At 62.9% G+C, this 25,662-nt stretch carries 22 protein-coding genes; 9 read left to right on the top strand and 13 right to left on the bottom strand.

Annotation, left to right across the window (positions count from 1 at the left end; genetic code table 11):
* Positions 1-62: 62 nt before the first annotated feature.
* A complete protein-coding gene (gene tig / locus J9889_RS01330; RefSeq protein WP_010674572.1) occupies positions 63-1,373 on the bottom strand; it encodes a trigger factor in 1,311 nt (436 codons plus the stop codon).
* A gap of 430 nt (positions 1,374-1,803) precedes the next feature.
* Between tig and J9889_RS01325 the strand changes: the two genes are divergently transcribed.
* Both J9889_RS01325 and yfbR read left to right on the top strand, forming a co-directional pair.
* Positions 1,804-2,238: a YccF domain-containing protein gene (locus tag J9889_RS01325; RefSeq protein ID WP_010674570.1), complete on the top strand. Its 435-nt coding sequence runs from the start codon at positions 1,804-1,806 to the stop codon at positions 2,236-2,238.
* 84 nt (positions 2,239-2,322) lie between these two features.
* Positions 2,323-2,913, top strand: a complete 591-nt coding sequence (yfbR, locus tag J9889_RS01320; RefSeq protein WP_010674569.1) for a 5'-deoxynucleotidase — start codon at positions 2,323-2,325, stop codon at positions 2,911-2,913.
* A gap of 130 nt (positions 2,914-3,043) precedes the next feature.
* Here yfbR and lolE read toward each other — a convergent pair whose 3' ends face one another.
* From lolE to J9889_RS01305, 3 genes are read right to left on the bottom strand one after another with little or no spacing between them, the layout of a single operon-like run.
* The gene (gene lolE, locus J9889_RS01315; protein WP_010674568.1) at positions 3,044-4,285 is read right to left on the bottom strand and encodes a lipoprotein-releasing ABC transporter permease subunit LolE; all 1,242 of its coding nucleotides are present in this window, start codon (positions 4,283-4,285) and stop codon (positions 3,044-3,046) included.
* Positions 4,285-4,983, bottom strand: a complete 699-nt coding sequence (lolD, locus tag J9889_RS01310; RefSeq protein WP_010674567.1) for a lipoprotein-releasing ABC transporter ATP-binding protein LolD — start codon at positions 4,981-4,983, stop codon at positions 4,285-4,287. Before lolD ends, lolE begins: the two co-directional genes overlap by 1 nt.
* Before the next feature lie 40 nt (positions 4,984-5,023).
* On the bottom strand, positions 5,024-6,259 hold the full coding sequence (locus tag J9889_RS01305) for a lipoprotein-releasing ABC transporter permease subunit (RefSeq protein ID WP_010674566.1): 1,236 nt from the start codon (positions 6,257-6,259) through the stop codon (positions 5,024-5,026).
* A gap of 76 nt (positions 6,260-6,335) precedes the next feature.
* Between J9889_RS01305 and J9889_RS01300 the strand changes: the two genes are divergently transcribed.
* Together J9889_RS01300 and mfd are read left to right on the top strand one after the other, a co-directional pair.
* A complete protein-coding gene (locus J9889_RS01300) occupies positions 6,336-6,911 on the top strand; it encodes a hypothetical protein (protein WP_049636824.1) in 576 nt (191 codons plus the stop codon).
* Between the two features lie 42 nt (positions 6,912-6,953).
* Entirely contained in the window at positions 6,954-10,418 is a 3,465-nt protein-coding gene (gene mfd / locus J9889_RS01295; protein ID WP_210555836.1) for a transcription-repair coupling factor, read from the top strand.
* Between the two features lie 551 nt (positions 10,419-10,969).
* Here mfd and fbp read toward each other — a convergent pair.
* Together fbp and J9889_RS01285 are read right to left on the bottom strand one after the other, a co-directional pair.
* On the bottom strand, positions 10,970-12,004 hold the full coding sequence (fbp, locus tag J9889_RS01290) for a class 1 fructose-bisphosphatase (RefSeq protein WP_029314452.1): 1,035 nt from the start codon (positions 12,002-12,004) through the stop codon (positions 10,970-10,972).
* Positions 11,992-12,234, bottom strand: a complete 243-nt coding sequence (locus J9889_RS01285) for a hypothetical protein (RefSeq protein ID WP_124244103.1) — start codon at positions 12,232-12,234, stop codon at positions 11,992-11,994. The genes fbp and J9889_RS01285 overlap by 13 nt, the downstream gene beginning before the upstream one ends.
* A gap of 142 nt (positions 12,235-12,376) precedes the next feature.
* Between J9889_RS01285 and J9889_RS01280 the strand changes: the two genes are divergently transcribed.
* A complete protein-coding gene (locus J9889_RS01280) occupies positions 12,377-13,993 on the top strand; it encodes a peptide ABC transporter substrate-binding protein (RefSeq protein ID WP_045524768.1) in 1,617 nt (538 codons plus the stop codon).
* Positions 13,994-14,040: 47 nt separating this feature from the next.
* On the opposite strand, the gene J9889_RS01275 is transcribed toward J9889_RS01280, so the two are convergent.
* From J9889_RS01275 to sixA, 3 genes are all read right to left on the bottom strand, one after another.
* Positions 14,041-14,961: a DMT family transporter gene (locus tag J9889_RS01275; RefSeq protein ID WP_010674561.1), complete on the bottom strand. Its 921-nt coding sequence runs from the start codon at positions 14,959-14,961 to the stop codon at positions 14,041-14,043.
* A gap of 185 nt (positions 14,962-15,146) precedes the next feature.
* Positions 15,147-15,353: a DUF1107 domain-containing protein gene (locus tag J9889_RS01270; protein ID WP_005324080.1), complete on the bottom strand. Its 207-nt coding sequence runs from the start codon at positions 15,351-15,353 to the stop codon at positions 15,147-15,149.
* A 133-nt stretch (positions 15,354-15,486) separates the two neighbouring features.
* Positions 15,487-15,954: a phosphohistidine phosphatase SixA gene (sixA, locus tag J9889_RS01265; RefSeq protein ID WP_010674560.1), complete on the bottom strand. Its 468-nt coding sequence runs from the start codon at positions 15,952-15,954 to the stop codon at positions 15,487-15,489.
* 162 nt (positions 15,955-16,116) lie between these two features.
* Between sixA and J9889_RS01260 the strand changes: the two genes are divergently transcribed.
* Positions 16,117-18,891 (top strand): insulinase family protein, encoded by a 2,775-nt coding sequence (locus J9889_RS01260; RefSeq protein WP_010674559.1) that lies wholly within the window; start codon positions 16,117-16,119, stop codon positions 18,889-18,891.
* 285 nt (positions 18,892-19,176) lie between these two features.
* Here the strand turns inward: J9889_RS01260 and J9889_RS01255 are convergent, their stop codons facing one another.
* Positions 19,177-19,824: a thiopurine S-methyltransferase gene (locus J9889_RS01255; protein WP_010674558.1), complete on the bottom strand. Its 648-nt coding sequence runs from the start codon at positions 19,822-19,824 to the stop codon at positions 19,177-19,179.
* Between the two features lie 110 nt (positions 19,825-19,934).
* Positions 19,935-21,305 carry a leucine-rich repeat-containing protein kinase family protein gene (locus tag J9889_RS01250; RefSeq protein ID WP_052814500.1) on the bottom strand — a complete coding sequence of 457 codons (1,371 nt, stop codon included), beginning with the start codon at positions 21,303-21,305 and terminating at the stop codon, positions 19,935-19,937.
* A gap of 260 nt (positions 21,306-21,565) precedes the next feature.
* On the opposite strand from J9889_RS01250, the gene J9889_RS01245 reads away from it, so the two are divergent.
* Genes J9889_RS01245 through J9889_RS01235 form a run of 3 tightly spaced genes read left to right on the top strand, consistent with a single transcriptional unit; the run spans position 21,566 to position 23,243 of the window.
* Complete coding sequence (locus J9889_RS01245; protein WP_052814499.1) at positions 21,566-22,096, top strand: MarR family transcriptional regulator; 531 nt, start codon at positions 21,566-21,568, stop codon at positions 22,094-22,096.
* Entirely contained in the window at positions 22,093-22,875 is a 783-nt protein-coding gene (locus tag J9889_RS01240; protein WP_052814498.1) for a HEAT repeat domain-containing protein, read from the top strand. Before J9889_RS01245 ends, J9889_RS01240 begins: the two co-directional genes overlap by 4 nt.
* On the top strand, positions 22,872-23,243 hold the full coding sequence (locus J9889_RS01235; protein ID WP_045524762.1) for a DUF6616 family protein: 372 nt from the start codon (positions 22,872-22,874) through the stop codon (positions 23,241-23,243). Before J9889_RS01240 ends, J9889_RS01235 begins: the two co-directional genes overlap by 4 nt.
* A gap of 327 nt (positions 23,244-23,570) precedes the next feature.
* On the opposite strand, the gene J9889_RS01230 is transcribed toward J9889_RS01235, so the two are convergent.
* Positions 23,571-23,777, bottom strand: coding sequence for a hypothetical protein (locus tag J9889_RS01230; RefSeq protein ID WP_049637176.1), 207 nt, complete (start codon positions 23,775-23,777; stop codon positions 23,571-23,573).
* A 285-nt stretch (positions 23,778-24,062) separates the two neighbouring features.
* Entirely contained in the window at positions 24,063-25,652 is a 1,590-nt protein-coding gene (guaA, locus tag J9889_RS01225; protein WP_010674550.1) for a glutamine-hydrolyzing GMP synthase, read from the bottom strand.
* Positions 25,653-25,662 lie beyond the last annotated feature (10 nt).

Below are 25,662 nucleotides of genomic sequence, written 5' to 3'. Positions count from 1 at the left end.
GGCCCGAGTGGAGATCACACGAGCCATTATACTTAACAGTTTTGACCTTAAGTCAAATGTTCTTAGGCAGCGGCACCGGACTTGTTGATCACTTCGTCGAAGGCAACTTCTTTCTCGGTGACTTGCGCCTTGGACAGGATCAGATCGATGGCTTGATCTTCAATGGCCAGGTTGCGCACGCCGTTCAGCATCTGCTCGTTCTGCTGATAGTACTCGATCACTTCTTTCGGATCTTCGTAGGCAGTGGCCATGGACTCGATGATGCTGGTCACACGGGCGTCGTCAGCCTTGATCTCGTTGGTGCGGATGACGTCACCCAGCAGCAGACCAACGCGGACACGGCGCTCGGCCTGGGCCTGGAACAGCTCGGCCGGCAGCTCGGGGGCGTTGCCGCCCTGGAAGCCACCGAAGCGCTGCAGAGCCTGCTGACGCAGGGTGTCGATTTCCTGGGCAACAGCAGCCTTCGGCAGATCGATCTGGTTGGCTTCAACCAGGCCGTTCAGTACCTGCTCTTTCACGCTGTTTTTCAGGGCCTGGGCCAGTTCGCGCTCCATGTTCTTGCGCACTTCAGCCTTCAGCTCTTCAACGCTGCCGCTCTCGATGCCGAAACGCTTGACGAACTCTTCGGTCAGCTCGGGCAGCACTTGCTCTTCAACCTTGTGCAGCTTGGAGGCAAACTTGGCAGCCTTGCCCTTCAGGGCTTCGGCGTGGTAGTCAGCCGGGAAAGTCACCTCGATGGTGAACTCGTCGCCCGCTTTCTTGCCCAGGATGGCGTCTTCGAAGCCCGGGATCATGCGGCCAGCGCCCAGTTCCAGGGTGAAGCCTTCAGCCTTGCCACCGTCGAACTCTTCACCGTCGATGGAACCGACGAAGTCCATGGTCACACGCATGCCGTTGGCGGCAGCCACAGCGGCTTCAGTCCAGGTGGCGTGCTGCTTGCGCAGGGTGTCGATCATGTTTTCCAGGTCGCTGTCCTTAACGGTGGCAACCGGCTTCTCGACCTTGATGCTCTCCAGACCGGCAACTTCGAACTCCGGATACACTTCGAAAGTGGCGGTGAACTCGAAATCCTGACCTTCTTTGATTTCTTTCGGATCCATGGTCGGGGCGCCAGCCGGGCTCAGTTTGTTCTCGATGATGGCCTTGATGAAGTTGTTCTGCATCATTTCATCGGCAACGCGGGCGTGAGCCATGGCACCGAACATCTTCTTGATGATGGCAACCGGAGCCTTGCCAGGACGGAAACCGTCGATGCGACGGGTTTTGGCCAGGCCATTCAATTCTTTGCGCACGGCGGCGTCAACGGTAGCGGCCGGTACAGTGATGGTAAGACGGCGTTCCAGACCCTGGGTTGTCTCTACAGAAACTTGCATTCTTTTACCTCGTTCAACTCAGCACTGCGTGCTGACCCTTTATTGCCCCCGGGCAAGCCCGGAGTCTTCCTGTTTATAAAGACAACGACTGTCTTTGTGATGAGAAAATATGACGCGACATTATAGCGGCGTGCAGTGGTCGCGTCGAGCCGCACATCCCCCATCCGGGGCACAGACAGCACAATTTGCGCAAGACTTTCTCCTATATGGGGAAGCCTTGCACCGAGTTCAAGCATTCCATCCGCAATAATTTGCACTGGCTCACTCTTTTTCACGGTAAACGGGCCATTTTGATCGCCATCCGCCGCCAATCGGGCACAAAAATGGCGTGCTGCGACCCAAATTGTCCACCTTCTCGCCTGTGCCATTGCGTCCCCCGGCCGGCCTCGCTATGGTGACAGCCAATTCACGTGCTGCTGGAGTCACCCACATGTCCTTTTTCCGCTTCTTGTTCAATCTGTTCTGGTTCGTGCTGGGAGGCGTCTTCATGGGGCTGGCCTGGTGGCTGGCGGGGCTGCTCTGCTTCGTCTCCCTCATCGGGATCCCCTGGGGACGCGCCTGCTTCGTCATCGGCACCTTCACCTTCTTCCCGTTTGGCAAGCAGGCGGTGAGCCGCAAGAGCATGACGGGCCAGAGCGACATCGGCACCGGCGCCCTGGGGCTGATTGGCAACATTCTCTGGTTTGTGCTCATCGGGGTCTGGCTGGCCATCGGCCACATTGCCTCGGCGCTGGCCTGTTTCGTCACCATCGTCGGCATCCCGTTCGGCATCCAGCACCTCAAGCTGGCCCTCATCAGCCTGGCCCCCATCGGCCAGATGATAGTGACCAACCACGAGGCCGAATCGGGTCGCTACATCCGCTGAGGGCCCATCTCAGGCTATCCTTGCGGGTGGAAAAAAGGGCAGACTAGGGTCTGCCCTTTTTCATTGCCCCATTCGAGGTCTTCCATGCTGCCCAGCCATTTTTTTGCCAACCTCGCCCGTATGCGCCTCATCTACCGCTGGCCCCTGATGCGCAACATCCAGCCCGAAAACATCGCCGAGCACAGCCTGCAGGTCGCCATGGTGGCCCACGCCCTCGGTCTTATCAGCAATCGCCTGTTCGGCGCTCAGGTGGATGCAGACCGGGCCGCCGTCATGGCCCTCTACCACGACAGCAGCGAGGTGCTGACCGGGGATCTGCCCACCCCGGTCAAGTACTTCAATCCCGAAATCGCCCGCGAATACAAGAAGATTGAGCTTGCCGCCGAGCAGCGCCTGCTGGGCATGTTGCCGCCTGAGCTGGTAGAGGACTTTCGCCCCCTGCTCGACTCCGGCGCCCAGGACGAGGCCCTCACCAGCCTGGTGAAGGATGCAGACACCCTCTGCGCCTACACCAAGTGTCTGGAGGAGCTGAGCGTCGGCAACCGGGAGTTCGAGCCCGCGCGAAAGCGCCTCGAGCAGATGCTGGACGCCAGGATGAACCCCGCCATGCGCTACTTCATCGATGTCTTCGTGGGGAGTTTTTCACTGCCTCTCGATGAGTTGAATGCCCATTGATGCCATTAACACGGCACCGGGCATCATCTCCTCCTGCGTATTGCCCCGATAACCGCCACGTCGGGGGTTTCCCCACAAAAGAGTGACAATAAAAAGGGCCCCGCAGGGCCCTTTATCACATCCATGGGCATCAATGCCCCAGTTCCCGGGACGGCACCAGGCCGCTCGCCCGCCAGGCAGGATAGAGGGTCGCCACCAGGCTCATCAGGATGGCGGCGCCGGTCACGATGAGCAAGTCCTGCATGTGCAGCTCGGTCGGCAGGAAGTCGATGAAGTAGATGTCGGGATTCAGGAAACGGTGCCCGATAACCCCTTCGATGGCGCTCAGGATCTGGGTCAGCTTGCTGGAGAGCAGACCGCCAAGCAGGGCGCCGAGCAAGGCTCCCGCCACCCCGTTCACCATCCCCTGGATGACGAAGGTAAGCCGGATCTGGCCCGGGCTCGCCCCCATGGTCTTCAAGATGGCAATCTCGCTGCGCTTCTCATTCACCGCCATCACCAGAGTAGAGACGATGTTGAAGCAGGCCACCGCCACCACCATCAGCATCACCACGTACATCACGGTGCGCACCATCTGGATGTCCTGATAGAGATAACCCTGACGGCTCATCCAGCTACTGATATAGACGTAGTGCGGGAATTTCTGGGCCGCCGCCACCGTGATGGACTGGGCCTTGAGCACGTCGTTCACCTTGAGGCTGAACCCCTCCACCGCGCTGCCCATGCCGGTGATGGCCTGGGCGTCCGCCAGGTGCATGAAGCCGAGCAGGCCGTCGAGCTGGCCGCCGATCTCGAGCAGCCCCACCACGGTGAGCGCCTCCCGTTTCGGGTTCTTGATGCCGGCGGCATCACCCGCCTGGGGCAGCAGCAGGGTGACGGTGTCCCCTGTCTTGACCCCCAGCTTGTCGGCGATGATCTTGCCGAGGATGACCCCGTGTTCACCCGCCTGCAGCTCGCGAAGGCCCCGACCCGTCATGAAGTTGCCCGCATCGGAGAGATTGGCTTCCAGCTCCGGCAGCACCGCACGCAGCTGGACCCCCTTGAGGGCGGAGCCGTGCTCCAGCAGGCCGTCCAGGCGAATGACGGGGGCAGCCGCCTCCACCCCGGGCTGAGCCAGCAGGTAGTCCCTGAGCCGCGGCCAGTCAGGCAGTGGCGCCTCCATGCCGATGAGCTCGCCGTGGGGGACCACGGAGAGCACCCGGTTCTTGAGCTCCCGCTCGAACCCGTTCATGGCGGAGAGGCCAAGAATGAGGGCCATCACCCCGAGGGCGATGCCGATGAGGGAGGAGGCCGAAATGAAGGCGATGAAGCCGTTGCGACGGCGGGAGCGGCTGTAACGCAGGCCCAGGAACAGGGGCAGCGGCTTGAACATCAGGCGACCTCCGCCATGATGCCGCTCACCAGGGTGACCCGGCGGTGGAGCTTGGCCGCCAGGCTCAAGTCATGGGTCACCACCACGAACGCGGTGCCAAGCTCGCGATTGAGCTCGCACAAGAGCTCATAGACGGCGGTGGCGCTGGCGTGATCCAGGTTGCCGGTGGGCTCATCCGCCAGCACCAGGCTGGGTTCGTTGACCAGGGCTCGGGCGATGGCCACCCGCTGGCGCTCGCCACCGGAGAGCTCGGACGGTCTGTGGTTGAGACGGTGGGAGAGCCCCACCCGCCCCAGCATCTTGCTCGCCTTCTCGGTGGCGCTGGCCACCGACTCACCGGCGATCAGCAGCGGCATGGCCGCATTTTCCAGTGCGCTGAATTCCGAGAGCAGGTGGTGGAACTGGTAAACGAAACCCAACTCCTGGTTGCGAAACCTCGCCTGGGTGCGGCTGTCCCAGCCATGGATGTCCTGCCCCTTGAACAGCACGGCGCCGCTGGAGGGGTTGTCCAGCGCCCCCATCAGGTGCAGCAGGGTGGTCTTGCCGGAGCCCGAGCTCCCCACCACCGCCAGCATCTCCCCGGGGGCAACGTCCAGCTCGATCCCCTTGAGTACCTGGGTCTCCAGATTGCCCTCTTTGTAGACATGATTGAGGGCCTGGCAGCGCAGCAGCGGCTCGCAGGAGACGGATTGATTCATAACGGGGGCTCCACTTGCACCAGTAACAACAGAAGATGAATTATTCATAACGCAGCGCCTCCGCCGGTTTGACCCGGGCCGCGCGGGAGGCCGGGTAGAGGGTGGCACTGAAGCTGAGCAGCACGGCGCCCAGCAAAATGGTCATGACCTGGGCCGGCTCGACGATGACCGGTAGACCGCTGCCCCCCGCCGCCATATAGAGGTTGAGCCCAAGGGCATTGAGCAGAGGATTGAGGCCGAAGCAGAGCGCCAGCCCCGCCAGCCCCCCGAACAGGGCGCCGATGACGCCGCTCGACGCCCCCAGCACCATGAAGATCTTGACGATGCCGGATTCGCTCATGCCCATGGTACGCAGGATGGCCACCTCCCCTTCCTTGTCGGTGACCACCATCACCAGGGCGGAGAGGATGTTGAAGGTGGCGACCGCGATGATCAGCACCAGCATCAGCCCCATCATCCGTTTTTCCATGGCCACCGCCTGGAACAGCTCGCCGCGCTCGCGGCGCCAGTCCTGCCACTCCAGCCCGTCCGGCAACGCGGTCTTCACCACCTCGTCGGCGGCGAAGGGATCGTCCAGCCAGAGGCGGATGCCGCCCACCTTGTCTGCGGGCAGGCGCAGCATGCGCTGGGCATCCCCCAGGGCAATCAGGGCCACCTGGCTGTCCACGTCGGCGCCGACCCCGAAGATGCCGGAGACGGTGAAAAGACGCTGGGCCGGCACCCGGCCAAAGGGGGTGAAGCGGGTACCTTCGGTCAGGATGAGACGCACCTGGTCGCCGATGGAGACCTTGAGGCGGCTGGCCACCCCCTGCCCCAGCACGATGTGGTATTCACCGGCCTGCAGGCTGTCAAGGCGCCCACCCAGCATCTGGGCGTGCAGGATGTCATCCTTGGGCCAGCGGGCGGGATCAATCCCCTGCACGCTCACACCGGTGAGCTGACCCGGGCTTTGCAGCATGCCTTCGCTGTCGAGCATGGGGGCCGTGGCCACCACGTGGGGCAGGCGGGCCAGATCGGGCAGACCTTCGGGCTCGGCCTCGATGCGTCCAGCCTGATTGGTCACCACCACATGGGGGATCACCCCGAGGATGCGCCCCTTGAGCTGGCCTTCGAACCCGTTCATCACCGAGATCACCACCATCAGGGCGGCGACCCCGATGGCGATGCCAAAGGTGGAGAACAGGGAGATAAAGGAGACGAAGCGGTTACTGCGTCGCGAGCCTGCATAACGCAGGCCGATGGCCAGCGACAGTGGCTGAAAAAGTCCGGTCTTCAAGGATATCTACGTTGCCAACGAAATAAGATACCGGATAATAAAGGGAAACCGTCTATGACAACAAGGGATAGCCTCCATGCAGGAACAGTTCTTCAGCGTCACCCATGCCACGCCGGTCAATGTGATCCCCATGCCGGCCGACTTTCGTCTGCCGACGCTGGAGGCCCTGGAGGCCGAGTTGCCCGAGCCGTTTCGCATCGCCTCCGCCATTACCTCCATCGATCTGGTGAGCAGCCGGTTGCTGCGCAGCCAGAACGAGTCCATGCACGATCTGGTGGAGATCATCAATCAGCAGTCCCGCAAGATCGACATGATCATGGGCTATGTGCTGGCAGCCCAGGATCACCCCGAGCACCGCTTCCACACCCTGCGCTTTGGCGCCGGGCAGCTCACCTACCTGCACCCCCACCAGGGGCACGGGGAGGCCCCCGCCCTGCACCAGATCGTGCGGCTCAAGATCTTCCTGCGGGAAGAAGCCTCCGCCGTCTACTGCTACGGCGAGGTCGTGCAGCGGGACGCTGGAGAGCACGGCACCCACGTGATGCTCGACTACGTGCGCATCCGCGAGGATGACCGGGAGCTGCTGGTGCGCGCCAGCCTGCATGTGCAGTCGAAACAGCTCAAGCTGCGTGCCCAGGAACGTCAGCGCTAACCCAGGTCCATGTCAAAAGAACGCCAACAGTAAAAGACTCCGATGATGCCAATGACCCTCCCCGCCTTGCCCGCCAAAGCGGGCCAGAAGACAACGTTCGGCCAGCTGGTCGGCAGCAGCCTGGCGCTGGTTGCCGCCCGCCTCACCCGGGAAGCCCGAAGACCCGTCCTGCTGGTCACCGCCGATACCCCGAGCGCCCTGCGCCTTGAACAGGAACTGGGGTTCCTGCTGGCGGATCAGGATTGCCCGGTGCTGCTGTTCCCGGACTGGGAGACCCTGCCCTACGACAGCTTCTCTCCCCACCAGGACATCATCTCCCAGCGCCTCGAAACCCTCTACCAGTTGCCGCAGATGCGCCACGGCGTGCTCATCGTGCCCATCTCCACCCTGATGCTGCGCACGGCGCCCCAGGCTTATCTCGACAAATACAGCCTGATGGTCACAAGCGGCCAGCGCCTCAACCTGCAGCAGCTGCGCGGGCGTCTGGCGCAGGCGGGCTACGTGGCGGTGGAACAGGTGCTGGAGCATGGCGAATTCGCCGCCCGCGGCTCCCTGCTGGATCTCTTCCCCATGGGGAGCAGCCGCCCCTATCGCATTGATTTTTTCGATGACGAGGTGGACTCCATCCGCCCGTTCGACCCCGAGACCCAGCGCTCCAGCGAGCAGGTGAAGTCGGTGAGCCTCCTGCCCGCCCGGGAATTTCCCACCGACGAGGGGGCCATCGAGCTGTTTCGTGGCCAGTATCGCGAACAGTTCGAGATCTCCCGGGCCGAGGGCTCCGTCTATCAGGAGGTGAGCAAGGGGCGCTGGCCCGCCGGCATCGAATACTACCTGCCGCTCTTCTTCAACCAGACCGCCAGCCTGTTTGACTACCTGCCAGGCAACACCCTGCTGCTCACCGTGGGGGAGATCTACCCCGCGGCCCAGCGCTTCTGGAACGACATCGGCCAGCGCTATGAAGACAGGCGCTGGGACAACACCCGTCCCCTGCTGCCGCCCCAGCAGATCTATCTGCCGGTGGAGCAGCTCTTCGCCGCCCTCGGGGACTATGGCGCCGTGCGGCTGCAGGAGGCGACCGTTGACGGCGGAGCGGGTCAGCAGGATCTGCCCCTCGCCCCCCTGCCGGATCTGCAGCTCGACCACAGCAAGGAGCAACCCCTGCTGGCCCTTGACGGCTTCCTGCAAGGCTTTGCCGGGCGCACCCTGTTTGCGGTGGAGTCCGAGGGGCGGCGCGAGGGGCTAGGGGATCTGCTCGCACGGATCAACCTGCAACCCCGGGAGTTTGCCTCCCTCGACGCCTTCCTCTCGAGCGATGCGCGCCACGGGCTGCTGGTCTGTCCCCTGGAGCGGGGCTTCCTGCTGCAAGAGCCCGGCCAGACGCCCCTTGCCCTCATCACCGAAGCCGAGCTGCTCGGCGGCAAGATCCGCAGCAAGCGCCAGCGGGACAAGAGCAAGAACTTAAGCTCCGATGCGGTGATCCGAAACCTGGGCGAGCTGACCCAGGGCCAGCCGGTTGTGCACCTGGATCACGGGGTCGGTCGCTACCTGGGGCTCGAGACCATAGACGCAGGCGGCCTGCCCACCGAGTTTCTGACCCTGGAATACGCCGGCGGCGACAAGCTGTTCGTGCCGGTCACCAGTTTGCACCTGATCAGCCGCTACACCGGCTCGGACAACCCGCCCAGCCACAAGCTCGGCGGCGAGGCCTGGGTCAAGGCGCGGCGCAAGGCGGCGGAGAAGGTGCGGGACGTGGCGGCCGAGCTGCTGGATGTCTATGCCATGCGGGCAGCCCGTCACGGCTTTGCCTTCAAGCACGACCGCGAAGCCTACCGCCAGTTTGCCGCGAGCTTCCCGTTCGAGGAGACCGAGGATCAGCTCAATGCCATCAACGCTGTGCTCGGCGACATGTGCCAGGCCAAGAGCATGGACCGCCTGGTGTGCGGCGACGTGGGCTTTGGCAAGACCGAAGTGGCGATGCGGGCGGCCTTTGTGGCCGTGCACGGCGGCAAGCAGGTGGCCGTGCTGGTGCCCACCACCCTCCTGGCCCAGCAGCACTACGACAACTTCCGCGACCGCTTCGCCAACTGGCCGGTGCGGGTGGAGGTACTGAGCCGCTTCCGCTCCGCCAAGGAGCAGAGCGCGGTGATGAAGGAGATGGCCGAGGGCAAGGTGGACATCATCATCGGCACCCACAAGCTGCTCAGCGCCGAGCTCACCTTCAAGGATCTGGGCCTGCTCATCGTCGACGAGGAGCATCGCTTCGGGGTGCGCCAGAAGGAGAAGATCAAGGCGCTGCGCGCCGACGTGGATATCCTCACCCTCACCGCCACCCCCATTCCCCGCACCCTCAACATGGCCATGTCCGGCATGCGAGATCTCTCCATCATCGCCACCCCGCCCGCCAAGCGGCTCGCCATCAAGACCTTCGTGCGCCAGCACGAACCTGCGGTGGTGCGCGAGGCGGTACTGCGGGAATTGAAGCGCGGCGGCCAGGTCTACTACCTGCACAACGACGTGGAGAGCATCGAGAAGTGCGCCGCCGATCTTGCCGAGCTGGTGCCGGAGGCGCGCATCGGCATCGCCCACGGCCAGATGCGCGAGCGGGAGCTCGAGCGGGTGATGTCGGACTTCTACCACCAGCGCTTCAACCTGCTGGTGTGCACCACCATCATCGAGACCGGCATCGACGTGCCGAGCGCCAACACCATCATCATGGACCGGGCGGATCACCTTGGCCTGGCCCAGCTGCACCAGCTGCGGGGCCGGGTCGGTCGCTCCCACCACCAGGCCTATGCCTACCTGCTCACCCCCCATCCCAAGCTGATGACCAAGGATGCGGCCAAGCGGCTGGAGGCCATCGCATCCCTCGAAGATCTCGGCGCCGGCTTTGCGCTCGCCACCCACGATCTGGAGATCCGGGGCGCGGGCGAGCTGCTCGGCGACGATCAGAGCGGCCAAATTGAATCGGTGGGCTTCACCCTCTACATGGAGATGCTGGAGCAGGCGGTGGAGGCGCTCAAACATGGCAAGGAGCCGTCGCTGGAGCAGCTCATGAGCCAGCATACCGAGGTGGAACTGCGCCTGCCCGCCTTGCTCCCGGACGACTACATCCCGGACGTCAACATGCGGCTCTCCATGTACAAGCGCATCGCCAGTGCCGCCGATGAGCAGGAGCTGCGGGTGCTCAAAGTGGAGCTCATCGATCGCTTCGGTCTCTTGCCGGAGCCGACCAAGACGCTGATGGAGCTGGCCGCCTTCCGCCAGCGCGCCACGGCGCTGGGGATTCGCCGGGTGGAGATGAGCGAGCGCGGCGGCTATCTGGACTTTACCCAGGAAACCCGCGTCAACCCGGCCTATCTGGTCAAGCTGCTCTCGGAACAGCCGCGCATCTACAAGATGGACGGACCGACCCGGCTGCGCTTCCAGGTGCCGACCCAGGACAGGGCCATGCGCCTCAAACTGGTGGACGGCCTGCTGGCGGATCTCGCCCGCCATGCCACCCCCTGAGGGTAAGCATGACGTCAGCAGGGCGCGACCTGCCGCCCATAACAACGGGAGCCCCAGGGCTCCCGTTTCGTTGCTGGCAAGGGGCGGCATCTCGCCCCCGGCCCCCCTTCTTGTCCCCGACGCCTCGGTTCGCCCTCCTGGCAGCACCGTTTTACCGCCGAATCCATCCACTGATACGATGCATTGAGTCATAACCCATCTGAAAAACAGATGGATGTGGGGAGGATTGTGGGCAAAAAACGGGTTCAACGCGCCTCGATAGCCCCGCAGATGGCCCGTGCCGTATTTATCCCGCCCACGTATCCAGACCCGGTATTCCGGCAAGGGGGCCACCAGCCATTGCACCGCGACCGCCGAGGCGCCGCGTCCGTCCGTCAGCCCGTCAGCCCGTCAGCCCGTCAGCCCGTCAGTCCGTCAGTCCGTCAGTCCGTCAGTCCGTCAGTCCGTCAGTCCGTCAGTCCGTCAGCATATCAACCTGGCTACACCCGCCTGCACGCCAATAAAAACGGGAGCCTTGACGGCTCCCGTGACGAAGGGACGCTGGCCCGGGCTTAGCCCTGGTTGGCCGGATCCTCGTGGGCGGAGAACTCCCGCATGAAGGCCTCGGCCCGCTCCACCATCCTGGTGGACCCGACGAAGTAGGGGGTCCGCTGGTGCAGAGCGGTAGGCTGGATGTCCATGATGCGGCCAAAGCCATCGGACGCCTTGCCACCGGCCTGCTCCACCAGGAAGGCCATGGGGTTGCACTCATAGAGCAGGCGCAGCTTGCCGTTCGGAGAGTTGGTGCCGGACGGGTAGATGTAGATGCCCCCCTTGAGCAGGTTGCGGTGGAAATCCGACACCAGGGAACCGATGTAGCGGGAGGTATAGGGCCTGTGAGTCGCCTCGTCACGCTCCTGGCAGTATTTCAGGTACTTCTTCACCCCGTCCGGGAACTTGATGTAGTTGCCCTCGTTGATGGAGTAGATCTTGCCCTCCTCCGGAATGCGGATGTTCTCGTGGGAGAGGCAGAAGCAGCCGATGGAGGGGTCATAGGTGAAGCCGTTGACCCCAAAGCCGGTGGTGTAGACCAGCATGGTGGAGGAGCCGTAGACCACGTAGCCCGCCGCGACCTGACGGTGACCCGGCTGCAGGAAGTCTTCCAGGGTGACGCCGGCGCCCGGTTTGCTGACCCGGCGGTAGATGGAGAAGATGGTCCCGACCGAGACGTTGACGTCGATGTTGGAGGAGCCGTCGAGGGGGTCTATCAGCACCACGTACTTGGAGTGACGAGAGAGCTCGGAATCGAAGGAGACGAAGTCCTCCTCCTCCTCAGAGGCCATGCCGCACACCTCGCCACGGGCCTCCAGCGCCGCCTTGAAGCGCTCGTTGGCATAGACGTCCAGCTTCTGCTGCACCTCGCCCTGCACGTTTTCGGCGCCGATGGAGCCGATGATGTCCGCCAGACCCGCCTTGTTGATCTCCCGGTTCACCACCTTGGCGGCCAGGCGGATGGAGCTGAGCAAGGAGGTCAGCTCGCCGGTCGCGGTCGGGTAGTCCGCCTGCTTTTTGACGATGAACTCGCCCATGGTGATCATGTTTCGCATTCTTGTTCCTTTAAGATCGTTTCCGTTGGCCGTTGAAAACGTTTGCAGGTGTCGGCAAAAAAAGTGCCGATCCCCGGCAGCGTTGTTTTGTAACCCAATGTAACGCCTGTTTTTTGTTTTTGCAGCGAATTAAGCCGTTCTTTAAATCGCCAGAAAACCGCGCCACCACGGGCTTTCGGCGTGAAACAAGGGTGCCATCCGGCATCTTTTGGGGGGTTAATTCGTGACAAGAATGCATCCGGGCCGACGCGGCTGCCCGCCTTGCTCCCCCTGGCGCCCGGCAATGTTGCGCCAGAGGCTCCCCTCTTGAGATCTGCCCCCCAATCCCGCACACTGGCTGCGCTTTGGAAGCAAAAAACATAAGGATATTCAATGAAAAAGTCGCTTATCGCCGGGGCGGTTGCCGCTCTGCTCACCCTCCCCGTCCTCGCCGCCCAGGTGCCTGAAGGCACCCAGCTTCTGCCAGCCACCCAGCAAGTGTTCGTGCGCAACATCGGCACCGAGCCTGCCTCCATCGATCCCCAGATGGTGGAAGAGAGCGCGGGCAGCGACGTCGTCAACGATCTGTTCGAGGGGCTCTATACCCTGGATGGCAACGGCAAGCTGCAGGCGGCGGGCGCCCTTGGCTACGAGCTCGATGCCACGGGCACCGTCTACACCTTCAAGCTCAGACCCGATGCCAAATGGTCCAACGGCGAGCCGGTGACGGCGGCGGACTACGTCTATGGCTGGCAGCGGGCGGCTGACCCCAAGAACGCCTCCAACTACGCCTGGTTCATCGAGCTGACCGGCGTCGCCAATGCCAGCGACGTGGTGCAGGGCAAGCAGAGCCCGGATGCCCTGGGGATCAAGGCGCTCGATGACTACACCCTGCAGATCACCCTGAAAAACCCGGTCCCCTTCTTCCTCAAGACCCTCTCCCACTACACCACCTTCCCGGCGCCCAAGGCCACCATCGAGAAGTTCGGTCATGAGTGGGTCAAACCGGCCAACATCGTCTCCAACGGCGCCTTCGCCCTCAAGGAGTGGACCCCGAACGAGCGCCTCATCGCCGAGCGCAACCCCCACTACTGGGACAACGAGCACACCGTGCTGAACAAGGTGATCTATCTGGAGATCGTCTCCGATACCGCGGCCTACAACCGCTATCGTGCGAGCGAGCTGCACTACACCACCTATCCCCTGGAGCAGTATCAGCAGATCAAGCGCCAGAGCCCGGAGGAGCTGGTGAGCGCCCCCATGCTCGCCACCTACTACTACGTCTTCAACACCCAGCGCAAACCCTTTGACGACGTCAGGGTGCGCAAGGCACTGTCTCTTGCCATCGACCGGGACACCATCACGGAGAAGATCCTGGGACAGGGGCAGCTCTCCGCCTTCAGCCTGACCCCGCCGAGCGTGGACGGCTTCGAGCTCAAACGCCCCGCCAGCGAGCTGATGAGCAAGGAAGAGCGCATCAAGCAGGCCAAGGCGCTGCTTGGCGAGGCGGGTTACGGCCCTGACAAGCCGCTGACGGTGGACATCCTCTACAACACCAACGAGGGGCACAAGAAGATAGCGCTCGCCATCTCCTCCATGTGGAAGCACAACCTGGGGGTCAAGGCGGAGCTCAACAACATGGAGTGGAAGACCATGGTGTCGGCCCTGAACGAGGGTGACTTCGGGGTGAGCCGCTACTCCTGGAACGGAGACTACAACGATGCCTCCACCTTCCTCGACATCATGACCTCCAGCAGCAGCGCCAACAGCGGCAAGTGGTTCAACAAGGAATACGACGCCCTCCTGGCCAAGGCCCATGACGCCAAGGACCCCGCCGAGCGCAACCGCCTCTATCAGCAGGCCGAGGTGCTGATCGACGAGGAGGCCCCCATCGCCCCTGTCTACTTCTACGTGAAATCACGGCTGCTCAAACCCAACGTCAAGGGCTACCCCTACCAGAACCCGCAAGACCTTGTCTATGCCAAGGATCTCTATCTGACGGCGCAGTGACGCTGGGCACCGAACCAAAAGACCGCCTCGAGGGCGGTCTTTTTCTCCTACTTTTCCTGACAGCCCGCCACTGCAAGCCGGGCGCCCCTTCGCACCGTCACGGGCCTGACCAGCAACTGCGCCAGCAGCACCCCCATCAGGGTCATGCCGCCACCGATGAGGTGATAGCTGGTGAGCCGCTCCCCGAGCCAGCTGATGGCAAGGGCTGCCGTCATGACCGGCAACAGGTTCATGAAGATGGCGGTGCGGCTCGCCCCGAGCAGGGCAATGCCCTGCATCCAGAGCCAGGGCGAAAGGGCCGAGGTCGGGATCCCCGCATAGAAGATGAGCCAGAGGGCGCTGCCATCGGGCCAGTGCCCGTCCACCAGCAGATAGAAGGGGGTGAGGAACAGGAGGCTGCACAGCACCTGACCGTAGAGCATGGACCAGTTGTCCAGCCCCAGATCCCAGCGCTTGAGCAGCACGCTGTAGAGCGCATAGGTGGCCGCCGAGAGCAGCATGTAAACGGAACCGATATGGATGCCCTGGGTCAGCAGCCGGGCCGGATCCCCCTGCCCCAACAAAATCGCCAGCCCCAGAATGGAGATGGCGCCTCCCAGCAGCGCCCCCCAGGTGGGCCGCTCGCGCAGCAACCAGATGCTGAGCAGCACTGTCATCAAGGGGGTCAGCCCCATCATCAGGCCAATCTCGGTAGCCCCCAGGGTCTGGGCCGCGTAATAGCCAAAGGTCTGGTTCAAGACCATGCCGAGCAGGGCCAGCACCGCCAGCTTCGAGAAACCGGCCCGCAGCTTGCGACGCTCGCGCCAGGCCCGGTGAGCCAGAAACGGGGTCAGCACCAGGGCCGCCACCATCCAGCGCGACCAGGCGAGCGCCGCAGGAGACAACACCCCGACCGCCAGCTTGCTGACGATGCCATTGCCGGCCCAGATGGCCATGCAGGAGAAGGGAAACAGGAAGGCAAGGGGCATTGCGATATCCAGAATAAAAAGGCGGGTATTGCGCGCGAGTATAGAGAGGCAATCAGGATAAGCAAGCCTGCCAACGCAGGAAGAAGCGCCATGACGCGAACGGTTGGCACCGCGCCCAGGCGCCATCAACAATCATGCCCGCACAGGGGCGGGCATGAGGGGGACCAGGGTCAGCCTGAGGCGCCTCAGGCGGCATCCATGTGGAGCCTTGAAATCAGTTCATTGACCTCGAGCACCGTCTGGCGATGGGGAATGTCGGCTTGCAATGGCATCATCAGCAAGCCCGACTGGAAATCGAAGCGCCCCCTGCCGTGGATGTAAATCCGCCCCTTGAAGAAGGTTTTGACATGTTTTGCCACCATCAGTGGCAGGTACTTCTTGAACACTCTCATCGTTTGCAACCTCTTGAAGTTGTATCCGTATGACAGCAGCTTATGCGAAATAATTCCGTTAAATTTATATAAAAAACCGGAAAATTCGACTCTCTCTTCCCCAAAAAACCAAACTGTAACTTATTATTAACTTTTACCGTATTGTATGCGGTCCTTCCAGCCAGAGCAAGACTCCTTTGCCATCTTGCCATTCGATGCAGGCCAGCCCGGACGTCGCGAACATGGGGGCCCCTGCCGCCGGGCAGAGACTCTGGACCAGATACCCCACCAGCGGCAGGTGGCTGACCATAAGGATGTTGTCATGCTCCGCCGCCAGCTCCGTGAGGTAGCTTGCCACGAAAGCCGGATCCCCGTAGGGGGTGATGTCGCCGCTCTCCTCGACCTTGAGGGCCTTGGGCAACACGGGGGCGATGGCCTGCCAGGTCTGTCTGGCACGCAGATAGTTGCTGTGGATCACCAGGTTCAGGGAGCCTGCCAATTGGGGAGCCAGCCAGCCCGCCATGTGGATGGACTCTTCGATGCCTTGCTCGGTCAGTGGACGCTGTTCATCAGTCTTTGCGTTCATGCCAGCCTGGCCATGACGCATGATGTAGATTTTCATTACAACCTCGCCCAGGGGGCCTGTTTAAATAGCGGGGGGATCTTACCCCGCCATGCCGGGGGAAACAATTGCGCCACCTCTCAGAAAAGGGTTTGCCTCGCAAGATAGCGGGGTCGATAATCATGTTTAAATTCAAATAAATTCACCGCGAGCCCCTCCCCAATGAGCCCATATGCCAGTCCCAATGACCATCGGCGGTATCACTATCTGGAGCTGGCAAATCGGCTCAGGGTCTTGCTGATCTGTGATCCCGAGACCGACAAATCCGCCGCCTCCCTGGCGGTGAATACCGGCCACTTCGACGATCCTGCCGATCGCCAGGGCATGGCCCATTTCCTCGAGCATATGCTGTTTCTCGGTACCCGCACCTACCCCAAACCCGGTGAGTACCAGCAATTCATGAGCCGTCACGGGGGCAGCAACAACGCCTGGACCGGTACCGAGTTCACCAACTTCTTCTTCGACATCGACAACGGCTTCTTCGAGGCGGGGCTCGACCGGTTCTCCCAGTTCTTCATCTGCCCCACCTTTGCACCGGAGTGGGTCGACAAGGAGCGCAACGCGGTGGACTCCGAGTACCGCCTCAAGCTGCAGGACGACGTGCGCCGCAGCTACCAGGTGCACAAGGAGACGGTCAATCCGGACCACCCCTTCTCCAAATTCTCGGTGGGCAACCTCGACACCCTGGCGGATCTCCCCGGCCGGGATCTGCGTTCGGATCTCATTGCGTTCTACGAAACCCACTACAGTGCGGATCGCATGGCGCTGGTCATGCTTTCACCGGCACCCATCGAGACCCAGCTGGCCTGGTGTGATCGCTTCTTTGGTGCCATTCCGGATCGCCGCCTCGGCCCTCCGGTACTGAGCCATCCTCTCTATCGGCTCGATGATCTCGGCATTCGCATCCAGCTGACCCCGGTCAAGGAGACCCGCAAGCTGGCGCTGACCTTCCCGCTGCCGTGCGTGGATGAGTATTACGACAAAAAACCCCTCACCTTCCTGAGCCACCTCATCGGCTATGAGGGGGAAGGCAGCCTGCTCTCCCTGCTCAAGGGGCGGGGCTGGGTCAATCAGCTCGCCGCCGGCGGCGGCATCAGCGGCGCCAACTTCAAGGACTTTGGCGTGAGCTTTGGCCTCACCCCCCTTGGGCTTGAGCATGTAGACGAGATCATCGCCGCCCTGTTTGGCTATCTGAAGCTCATCGAGCGGGGCGGGGTGCAGGCCTGGCGCTATGAGGAGAAGCGCAGCGTGCTGGAATCCGCCTTCCGCTTCCAGGAGCGGGGCCGGGCCCTCGACACCGTCTCCGGCCTCGTGCTCAACCTGTTCAGCTACGGGCCGGACGATCTGCTCTACGGCGACTACATGATGCGCGAGTTCGATGAGCCGCTGATCCGGCGCTTCCTCGCCAAGCTGACCCCCCACAACCTGCGGGTGACCATCCAGGCCCCGGAAGCGAGCACGGATCGCCTCGCCCGCTGGTACCAGACACCCTACAGCGTCCAGAGCATCAGCGAGGCCGAGAAGATCCGCTGGCAGCAGAGTGAACCGGATCCCGCCCTGCACCTGCCGGCGCCCAACCCCTTCATCAGCACCCGCCTCGACGCCCGTCTGCCGGCGCTGCCCGCCGACATGCCGTCCTGCCTCATCGACAGGCCCGGTTTCCGGCTCTGGCACCTGCATGAGCATCAGTTCAGCGTGCCCAAGGGCAGCCTTTATATCTCCGTCGACAGCGAACATGCGGTCAAGAGCCCGCGTCACATCGCCATGGCGCGTCTGGCCGTGGAACTGCTCACGGATCACCTCAACGCCCTCACCTACCCGGCGGAGCTCGCGGGCCTTGGCTACCAGATTTATGCCCATCAGGGGGGCTTTACCATCAACCTCAGCGGCTTTGCCGACAAGCAACCGCTGCTGCTCGACATGATCCTCGGCAACCGCACCCTGGGGTATCCGGATCCGGCCCGCTTTAGCGAGATCAAGGAGCAGCTTATCCGCAACTGGGAGAACCAGTCCAAGACCCGCCCCATCTCCCAGTTGTTCAACCAGCTCACCAGTTTGCTGCAACCCAACAACCCGCCCTTCGAGCAGCTGTTGCGCCACCTGCGCACCGTCGAACTCGGGGAGATGCCCGGCTTCGTCTCCGAGCTCTTTGCCAGGGTGCATCTGGAGGCCCTGGTACACGGAGACTGGACGGCCGCCGAGGCCCTCGAACTCGCGGCCCTGCTGGAGCGCCACCTCGGTGCCAACAGCCAGCCCAGCGCCGAGACCCGCCGCCCCCTCATCTCCATCCAGGACAGAGGCACCCTCATTCGCGAGCAGGGGTGCGATCACGAGGACTCGGCGCTGCTGGTCTACTACCAGTCCCGCACCACCCGGGCGCGGGATCTCGCCTGCTTTACCCTGGCGAACCACATCATGTCCTCTACCTTCTTTCACGAGCTGCGCACCCGCCAGCAACTGGGGTATGTGGTGGGCGCCGGCAACCTGCCTCTCAATCGCCATCCGGGGCTGATCTTCTATATCCAGTCGCCGGTGGCGGGACCGCAGATCCTGCTCGATGCGGTGGAGGAGTTTATCGACCTCTTCCCGCTCGCCATGCTCGAATTTACCGAGCAACAGTGGCAAGAGAGCAAGGCGGGGCTGCAAGCCCAGTTGAGCGAGCGGGATGCCAACCTGCGCAGCCGCGGCCAGCGGCTCTGGGTCAGCATCGGCAACAAGGATCTGGGGTTTGATCAGCGGGAACGGGTCTGCGACGAGGTGGGCAAGTTGAGCCGCGCCGATCTGGTGCGCTTTATCACCCAGCTGCGATCGCGCACCTCCGATCGGCTGATCCTCTGCAGCTATGGTCAGGGGCACGAACATGACGAGCGGATCACCGGCCAGTTTATCGACGATCCACGGGCATTTCGGCTCAACGCCGCCACCTTCGAAGGCTGACCTCCCCTGTTGGCAACGCGCAGGCAATAAAAAGCCGACCCTGTGGGGTCGGCTGGAAAAACCATAATCAATTGCGACCAGAGCCGCCAAAAGTGAACATGAGCGTGAAAATCAGACACTGGGTTGATGTTCGACCGGCGTTCAAACCAGAGCTCATCGGTCGGCACCAGCAGTGATTGAGAAACAGCCTCATCTTAGGCATTTCCCTGATTTTCCACGTTGATCTATGTCAAAGGAGGTAAAACAAGCGCCACTTCCCTCGTTGGCAGCGGCCTCGCGCCCTCCTCAGCCCCGGCGGATAAGCCGGTAAGCCACCTCGTCGAAATAGGAGAGCTGCCCCGAGAGCACCCTGGGGTGATCCAGCTCAGCCCCCCGGCCCAGCACCTCGACACCAAAGTCGCGCTCAAACAGGGTGCGCACCTCCATCTCCCCCACCGAGAACGGCGGCTGTAGCTGCTGCTCGGGCTGATACTCGAGGGTCACCAGCAACACCTGCCCTCCCGCCTCCACCAGGCGGCTCATCAGGGCGGCATACTGGCGGCGCATGGCGCCCGGCAAGGCGATGAGGGCCGCCCTGTCATAGACCAGGCGATAACGCTGACCAAGCTCCGGAGCGGCGAAGAAGTCCCCCTGATAGATGCGCAGATCCTCGTGCCGGTGGCACTGATAGGGACCCACCTCGCTTCTCTCTGCACTCAGGTTGTTCTCGTCAAAAAACTGGGTAATGGCGAGCTCGGAGAGCTCGAAGCCATCCACCGGATGCCCCTGCTCACGCAGCCAGAGCATGTCCCGGGACTTGCCGCAAAGGGGCACCAGCACGGGGTCGCTCCCTTGCTGGGCCGACCACCAGGATTGCAGCCAGCGGTTGAAATCTGCCTGATGAAAGCCAATCCGGTTCTCTTTCCACTTCTGGTGCCAAAATGCCGCTTCCATCATCTTCCTCTCGTCATCTGCAATGGTGCATCACTATCACAACTTCACCGAAGTGGCGCAAGCCCCATGATCCCGCCCCTGTGCAAGAGAACGCCCACGATGGGCAGGCCTCAGGCCACGACCCCAGGCAGGCTTGTCGCCATCGCTGCCAGCCGGGTCAGGATCTGCGCGAAGGTGGGTCGCCGGGAAGGCACCTCAAAGCCGCACTCTCTGGCCAGTCGATGAAGGGGGTCAAGGTCGGCGTCGCCCCCATTACAGCGCGCCAGCAGCTCGGCCAGCAGGCAGCCAAAGGCCCGCACTTCCAGGCGCTCCAGCCGCCCGGCCAGCACCTCATCGGCGCGGTCGTAACAGGAGGCGGCACCAAAGTCCCCGAGCAGCACCCGGCCCGGCGCCTCCTGCGACGAGTGAGGCATCGCGGGCTGCAAGGAGTACAGCAGGTTGTGTGCGTAGAGATCGCCGTGGAGGATGCCCCGCTCGTGCAGGTGCCGGGCGGCCGCAGCCACCCCCTGCACCATGGCCATCACCTGGGCCGGGGTGAAGTTCAGATCCTCCCCATAGACATCCCGGGTGCAGGAGTCCAGGCTCGGGGGGCCCGCCAGGGTGGCGAAGGCGGGGTCTATCAGGGGCATCACCAGTGCCGGGATGCCGGAGGGATGATCGCTCACTCTCCCCATCACACCGACCAGGTTTGGATGACGACCGGCGGCCAGGGACGCAGTCATCTCGCTCAGGGGCAAGCCATCGCTGGTGACGGCCCCCTTGAAGAGCTTGACCGCCACCGCCCCGGGCCCTTCGGCACCCGCCCACTCGGCGCGATAGATGACGCCGGATGCTCCCTCCCCGAGCACATCCCCCAGTGAGAGCGCCTGCCAGGGGATCTCGGTAGTGAGCTCCGATGTGCCGTTCAGACACGCCTGCTCATCACAGAATGGGTTGCCCGCAAAGGCCAGCCAGGACAGACGCGGCATCGAGGGCAGCCAGCTCGGCAGCGCTGGCAGGCGGTTGGCGGCGATGCGCAAAAGCTCCAAACGGTGGCAACCGGCAAGCGTCTCGGGAAGCTCATGTAGCCGGTTGCCAGAGAGCATCAGCTTTTGCAGGGCGTCACACTGCCCCAGCTCGTCCGGCAGTCGTTCAATGGCATTGTCGGTCAGGATCAACCAGCGCAATCTGGCGGGCAGGGAGGTGGCCGGGACGGTCGCGATGCGGTTGGCCTTGAAGCCCACCATGGTGAGCGCAGGGCAGCGCCCCAGCACCTCGGGCAGTTCGGTGAAGTTGTTCTCGGAGCAGAAGAGGATGCGCAGCTTCTTGCATTCGGCCAGCGCGTCAGGCAACTCGCTCAGCTGGTTGCCGGTGAGATCCAGCACCTCCAGGGTCTCCTTGAGGCTCAGGATCTCGGGAGGGAACACCGCGAGGTTTTCAGCAAGTTTGAGGTGGCGGGCGCCGCAGAGTTCGCCTGCGCGAAGCTGTTCCAGGGTATGCATGGGATCGTCTCTATCAACATTCGGGCTTGCGGTGGCTCACTGCGGGACACTCCCCCCAGACCACAAAGGAGGGGCATTATAGGGAATGACGGCCAAAGATGGCCGATTTTCTTGCAACGCCTTCTCTTGCAAAGGCCCCCCATCGCCACACTCCCGCTCTCCGTTGCCATGGACCATTCCGGTCGCGCGCTTGGGTGGTTGAACATTTGATTGGCGCCATATAGTATGGCGCCATACAAAGTCATTCGAGACTCACCATCATGATCACGCTGGAACAGAAACACCTCGCCCTGCTCGAGGATGCAGAGCGCCGCGGACACGCGGACACCCAAAACATGCGCGTCTGCTTTGAGGTGTTGACCCTCGCCGCTGCCATCGATCAGGCGTGCGCGGCGCGCCTGGCCCCTCACCGCCTCTCCGAAGGCAAGTTCGTGCTGCTGTTTTTGCTGCGCGACCTGCCAGAAGGGTTGGCTCCCCACGAGCTTGCCGACAAGGCGGGGGTCACACGGGCCACCATCACCGGCCTGCTCGACGGGCTGCAACGGGACGGCCTGTTGGCTCGCCACAGCGACAGCCAGGACAGGCGAAAGATCTCGGTGCGCCTGACAGAGCAGGGCCAGGCCCTGGCGCAGCACCTGCTCGATGAGCACAGCCAGTGGATAGGCTCCCTGTTTGCCGGGTTCGATCAGGCAGAGCGGGAAACCCTGAGCGCCCTGCTCAAGCGGGCCTGGCTCAATGTCATCTCATCCCGGGCAGGCTGCACTGAGGCCGCCACAGAGGAGCACCCATGACACGCAGCCGCATCACGGATATCGCCCCCTCACGCCTCGCCCAGCTCAACCGGGGAGAGGCTGAGGCAAGCAACCTGACCGAATGCCTAGCGGTGGATTTTGCCGCCCTGATGCAGTGCACCCTGCCTTCGCTCGGGCCCCAGGCGCTGGCATCGATGCACGCCGCATCCGGGGAGGGCATTACCCGGCGCATGGCACTGGCCGCCAGGCTGCTCCTGGCCGAGAACGGCACGAGGGATCTTGCGGCGCTCAGCCGTCATCCCTCCGATACCGTGCGGGGCTGGGCCTGTTTCATGGTGGGCGCGAGCGAGGGACTGTCGCTCAGCGACCGCCTGGCCCTCATTCGCCCCCTCGCCGATGACCCGCACTTTGGGGTGCGCGAGTGGGCCTGGCTCGCAATGCGAACGACCATTGCTGCGCAGCTGGAGGCGGCCATTGCCGCCCTGGTGCCCTTGACGGCGGAGCCGTCCGAGCGGCTGCGACGCTTTGCCAGCGAAGCGACCCGGCCCCGCGGCGTCTGGTGTACCCATCTTGCGTCCCTGCGACAAGCGCCGGAGCAGGCCCTGATGCTGCTTGAGCCCCTCAAGGCCGATCCCGCCCTCTATGTGCAGGACTCCGTTGCCAACTGGCTGAACGATGCGAGCAAAGACAGGCCACAGTGGGTCACTGACCTCTGCGCGCGCTGGTCTCGCGAAAGCCCCAGTCCCGCGACAACCCGGATTTGTCAACGCGCCTTGCGCACCTTGCGCAAGGGCCAACTCCCGAAGGAACCCCTATGACCCACTATCTGACAGAGCTCTACACCCCCACTCCCGCCTGGCTGGCATTGAGCCAGACGGCTCGTCAGCAGTTCTTCGAGGCCATTGGCACAGGCATGGCCAACCTCGCCGCCCTCGGGGTGGAGCCCATCGCCCTGGGCGAGACCGATGCTGCCACCCTCCATGGTGCGCCCCACCCCTTCTTCGCCATCTGGCGCGGGCCGGATGCCGCAGCCATCGAGGCCCTCGTCCAGGGGATAGCCGCATCGGGCTGGCACGACTACTTCGAGACGGTCAACGCCACCGGCGCCGGGGTCTCTCTGGGCGAGCACCTTGCACAGTTGGCCGCCCTGCCCTGCGCCGCTACATCCAGCCCCGCCCTGGCCTGATAACCCCTAAAAGAGCGTTATCCCACCAGGCTTTGCGTCAGTGCTGCCGACACCGGTGGCACTGTTTTCCATGCACTGCCCTTGCAAACCCAGGTCACCACCACCTGGGAAAGCGGCGCCACAGCCCCGCTCCCTTCCCACTTCCTTCCCACTCCCTTCAAAAAACGCTGATATCTCCTGATGCCGTGATGAGCCATCGCGATGGCACAAGTGAGCAAGATCCGGGTCGTCGTGACAAAGGTTCGCCGCCATAGTGCTTTCAAACCAACAGAGGTGAAAAGACGCCATAAGGCGTCTTTCTTATTGCTGGTTGTTAGAGCAAACCGGTTAGGCGATCTCCCCCTCCCCGCAACCCACCCAGATCGGGGTGATGGAGGTGATATGAGCCGACCCATCCAGGGATTGGAAGATCTGCACCATGGCTTCCCCGTGGAGCGGGTTGGGCAGCGGCACCGTGGTTTTGCATTTGAAACGGTAACTGGTGCGCCTGCTATCACTTGGGGGGATTTTGAAGAAGTGTTTGATGCTGGACACAGTGGCACTTACCTTTCTGGGCATAACACTCGTGGATGGCCTTCAGAGGCTATGCAGCAAAGCCTTTCCCCTGCCCGGAGAAACCACAGCCTGCCGCCTTGTGTGGATGCGATAGATGAGGCTCTACCTATCGACTCGGGCACTTACCATGACAACGTTGGCAACAGGGCCTCTATCCCCTTCGCCAGGAGCAAAATTTTCTCGCAAACGATTGGAAAAAGAAAAGGCGCCTCAAGGGCGCCTTTTTGACAGTTTTGCGTGATCTCAGGGAGAGGCGTTAACCGCTTATTCCCATTCGATAGTGGCAGGCGGCTTGCCGGAGACGTCGTACACCACGCGGGAGATGCCGTTGATCTCGTTGATGATGCGGTTCGACACGTGGCCGAGGAAGTCGTACGGCAGGTGAGCCCAGTGGGCGGTCATGAAGTCGATGGTCTCGACGGCGCGAAGCGCAATGACCCAGTCGTACTTGCGGCCATCGCCCATGACGCCGACGGAGCGCACCGGCAGGAAGACGGCGAACGCCTGGCTGACCTGGTTGTAGAGGTCGGCCTTGCGCAGCTCTTCGATGAAGATGGCGTCAGCCTTGCGCAGCAGGTCGCAGTACTCTTTCTTCACTTCGCCAAGCACGCGCACGCCCAGGCCCGGACCCGGGAAGGGGTGACGGTAGAGCATGTCGTAGGGCAGGCCGAGTTCGAGGCCGACACGGCGCACTTCGTCCTTGAACAGCTCGCGCAGCGGCTCCACCAGCCCCATCTTCATCTCTTCCGGCAGGCCGCCGACGTTGTGGTGGGACTTGATGACGTGAGCCTTGCCGGTCTTGCTGGCAGCGGATTCGATGACGTCCGGGTAGATGGTGCCCTGGGCCAGCCACTTGGCGTTCTTGAGCTTCTTGGACTCGTCGTCGAACACTTCGACGAAGACGCGGCCGATGGTCTTGCGCTTGGCTTCCGGCTCGTCGATACCCGCGAGAGCGGAGAGGAAGCGCTCTTCGGCGTCGACCTTGATGATGTTCAGGCCGAAGTGATCGCCGAACATGTCCATCACCTGCTGGCCTTCGTTCAGGCGCAGCAGGCCGTTGTCGACGAAGACACAGGTCAGGCGATCGCCGATGGCGCGGTGCACCAGCATGGCGACCACGGAGGAGTCCACGCCGCCGGAGAGGCCCAGGATCACCTCGTCGTCACCCACCTGCTCGCGGATGCGGGCAACGGCGTCGTCGATGATGGTGGCCGGGGTCCAGAGGCACTCGCAGCCGCAGATGTCCTTGACGAAGTGCTCCAGCATGCGGGCACCCTGACGGGTGTGGGTCACTTCCGGGTGGAACTGCACGCCGTAGAAGCGCTTGGCTTCGTCGGCCATGGCGGCGTGGGGGCAGGTCGCGGTCTGGGCGATGGTGGTGAAGCCGGCGGGGATCTCGGTGACCTTGTCGCCGTGGCTCATCCAGACATCCAGCAGGGCATTGCCGTTGTCAGCAATGGCGTCTTCGATGTTGCGCAAGAGGGCGCTGGTCTTGCCGGACTGGCCCAGCACTTCGACCTGGGCGTAGCCGAATTCACGCAGGTTGGAGGACTGCACCTTGCCGCCGAGCTGCTCGGACATGGTCTGCATGCCGTAGCAGATACCGAACACCGGCACACCGGCGTTGAACACGTACTCGGGGGCGCGCGGGCTGCCCGCCTCGGTCACTGATTCCGGGCCGCCGGAGAGGATGATGCCGCTCGGGTTGAACTCGCGGATCTGCTCTTCGGTTACATCCCAGGCCCACAGCTCGCAGTAGACGCCGATTTCACGGACGCGACGGGCGATGAGCTGGGTGTACTGGGAACCGAAATCCAGGATAAGGATACGGTGGGCGTGAATGTCTTTAGTCATTTTATTCCTG

Origin of the sequence: Aeromonas sp. PrichA-15, assembly GCF_017939245.1 — a bacterium.
In the GTDB taxonomy this organism is placed as follows: domain Bacteria; phylum Pseudomonadota; class Gammaproteobacteria; order Enterobacterales; family Aeromonadaceae; genus Aeromonas; species Aeromonas caviae.
Note: the sequence above shows the minus strand (reverse complement) of the source record. Positions and strands in the feature narration are given on the sequence as shown.

Coding starts and splice junctions, on each gene's coding strand:
- J9889_RS01325 (WP_010674570.1), top strand. CDS start 1,804: ATGTCCTTTTTCCGCTTCTTGTTCAATCTGTTCTGGTTCGTGCTGGGA.
- J9889_RS01270 (WP_005324080.1), bottom strand. CDS start 15,353: ATGAGAGTGTTCAAGAAGTACCTGCCACTGATGGTGGCAAAACATGTC.
- J9889_RS01255 (WP_010674558.1), bottom strand. CDS start 19,824: ATGGAAGCGGCATTTTGGCACCAGAAGTGGAAAGAGAACCGGATTGGC.
- J9889_RS01260 (WP_010674559.1), top strand. CDS start 16,117: ATGAGCCCATATGCCAGTCCCAATGACCATCGGCGGTATCACTATCTG.
- mfd (WP_210555836.1), top strand. CDS start 6,954: ATGATGCCAATGACCCTCCCCGCCTTGCCCGCCAAAGCGGGCCAGAAG.
- J9889_RS01280 (WP_045524768.1), top strand. CDS start 12,377: ATGAAAAAGTCGCTTATCGCCGGGGCGGTTGCCGCTCTGCTCACCCTC.
- J9889_RS01300 (WP_049636824.1), top strand. CDS start 6,336: ATGCAGGAACAGTTCTTCAGCGTCACCCATGCCACGCCGGTCAATGTG.
- tig (WP_010674572.1), bottom strand. CDS start 1,373: ATGCAAGTTTCTGTAGAGACAACCCAGGGTCTGGAACGCCGTCTTACC.
- J9889_RS01250 (WP_052814500.1), bottom strand. CDS start 21,305: ATGCATACCCTGGAACAGCTTCGCGCAGGCGAACTCTGCGGCGCCCGC.
- J9889_RS01275 (WP_010674561.1), bottom strand. CDS start 14,961: ATGCCCCTTGCCTTCCTGTTTCCCTTCTCCTGCATGGCCATCTGGGCC.
- sixA (WP_010674560.1), bottom strand. CDS start 15,954: ATGAAAATCTACATCATGCGTCATGGCCAGGCTGGCATGAACGCAAAG.
- yfbR (WP_010674569.1), top strand. CDS start 2,323: ATGCTGCCCAGCCATTTTTTTGCCAACCTCGCCCGTATGCGCCTCATC.
- J9889_RS01240 (WP_052814498.1), top strand. CDS start 22,093: ATGACACGCAGCCGCATCACGGATATCGCCCCCTCACGCCTCGCCCAG.
- J9889_RS01245 (WP_052814499.1), top strand. CDS start 21,566: ATGATCACGCTGGAACAGAAACACCTCGCCCTGCTCGAGGATGCAGAG.
- guaA (WP_010674550.1), bottom strand. CDS start 25,652: ATGACTAAAGACATTCACGCCCACCGTATCCTTATCCTGGATTTCGGT.
- lolD (WP_010674567.1), bottom strand. CDS start 4,983: ATGAATCAATCCGTCTCCTGCGAGCCGCTGCTGCGCTGCCAGGCCCTC.
- fbp (WP_029314452.1), bottom strand. CDS start 12,004: ATGCGAAACATGATCACCATGGGCGAGTTCATCGTCAAAAAGCAGGCG.
- J9889_RS01235 (WP_045524762.1), top strand. CDS start 22,872: ATGACCCACTATCTGACAGAGCTCTACACCCCCACTCCCGCCTGGCTG.
- lolE (WP_010674568.1), bottom strand. CDS start 4,285: ATGTTCAAGCCGCTGCCCCTGTTCCTGGGCCTGCGTTACAGCCGCTCC.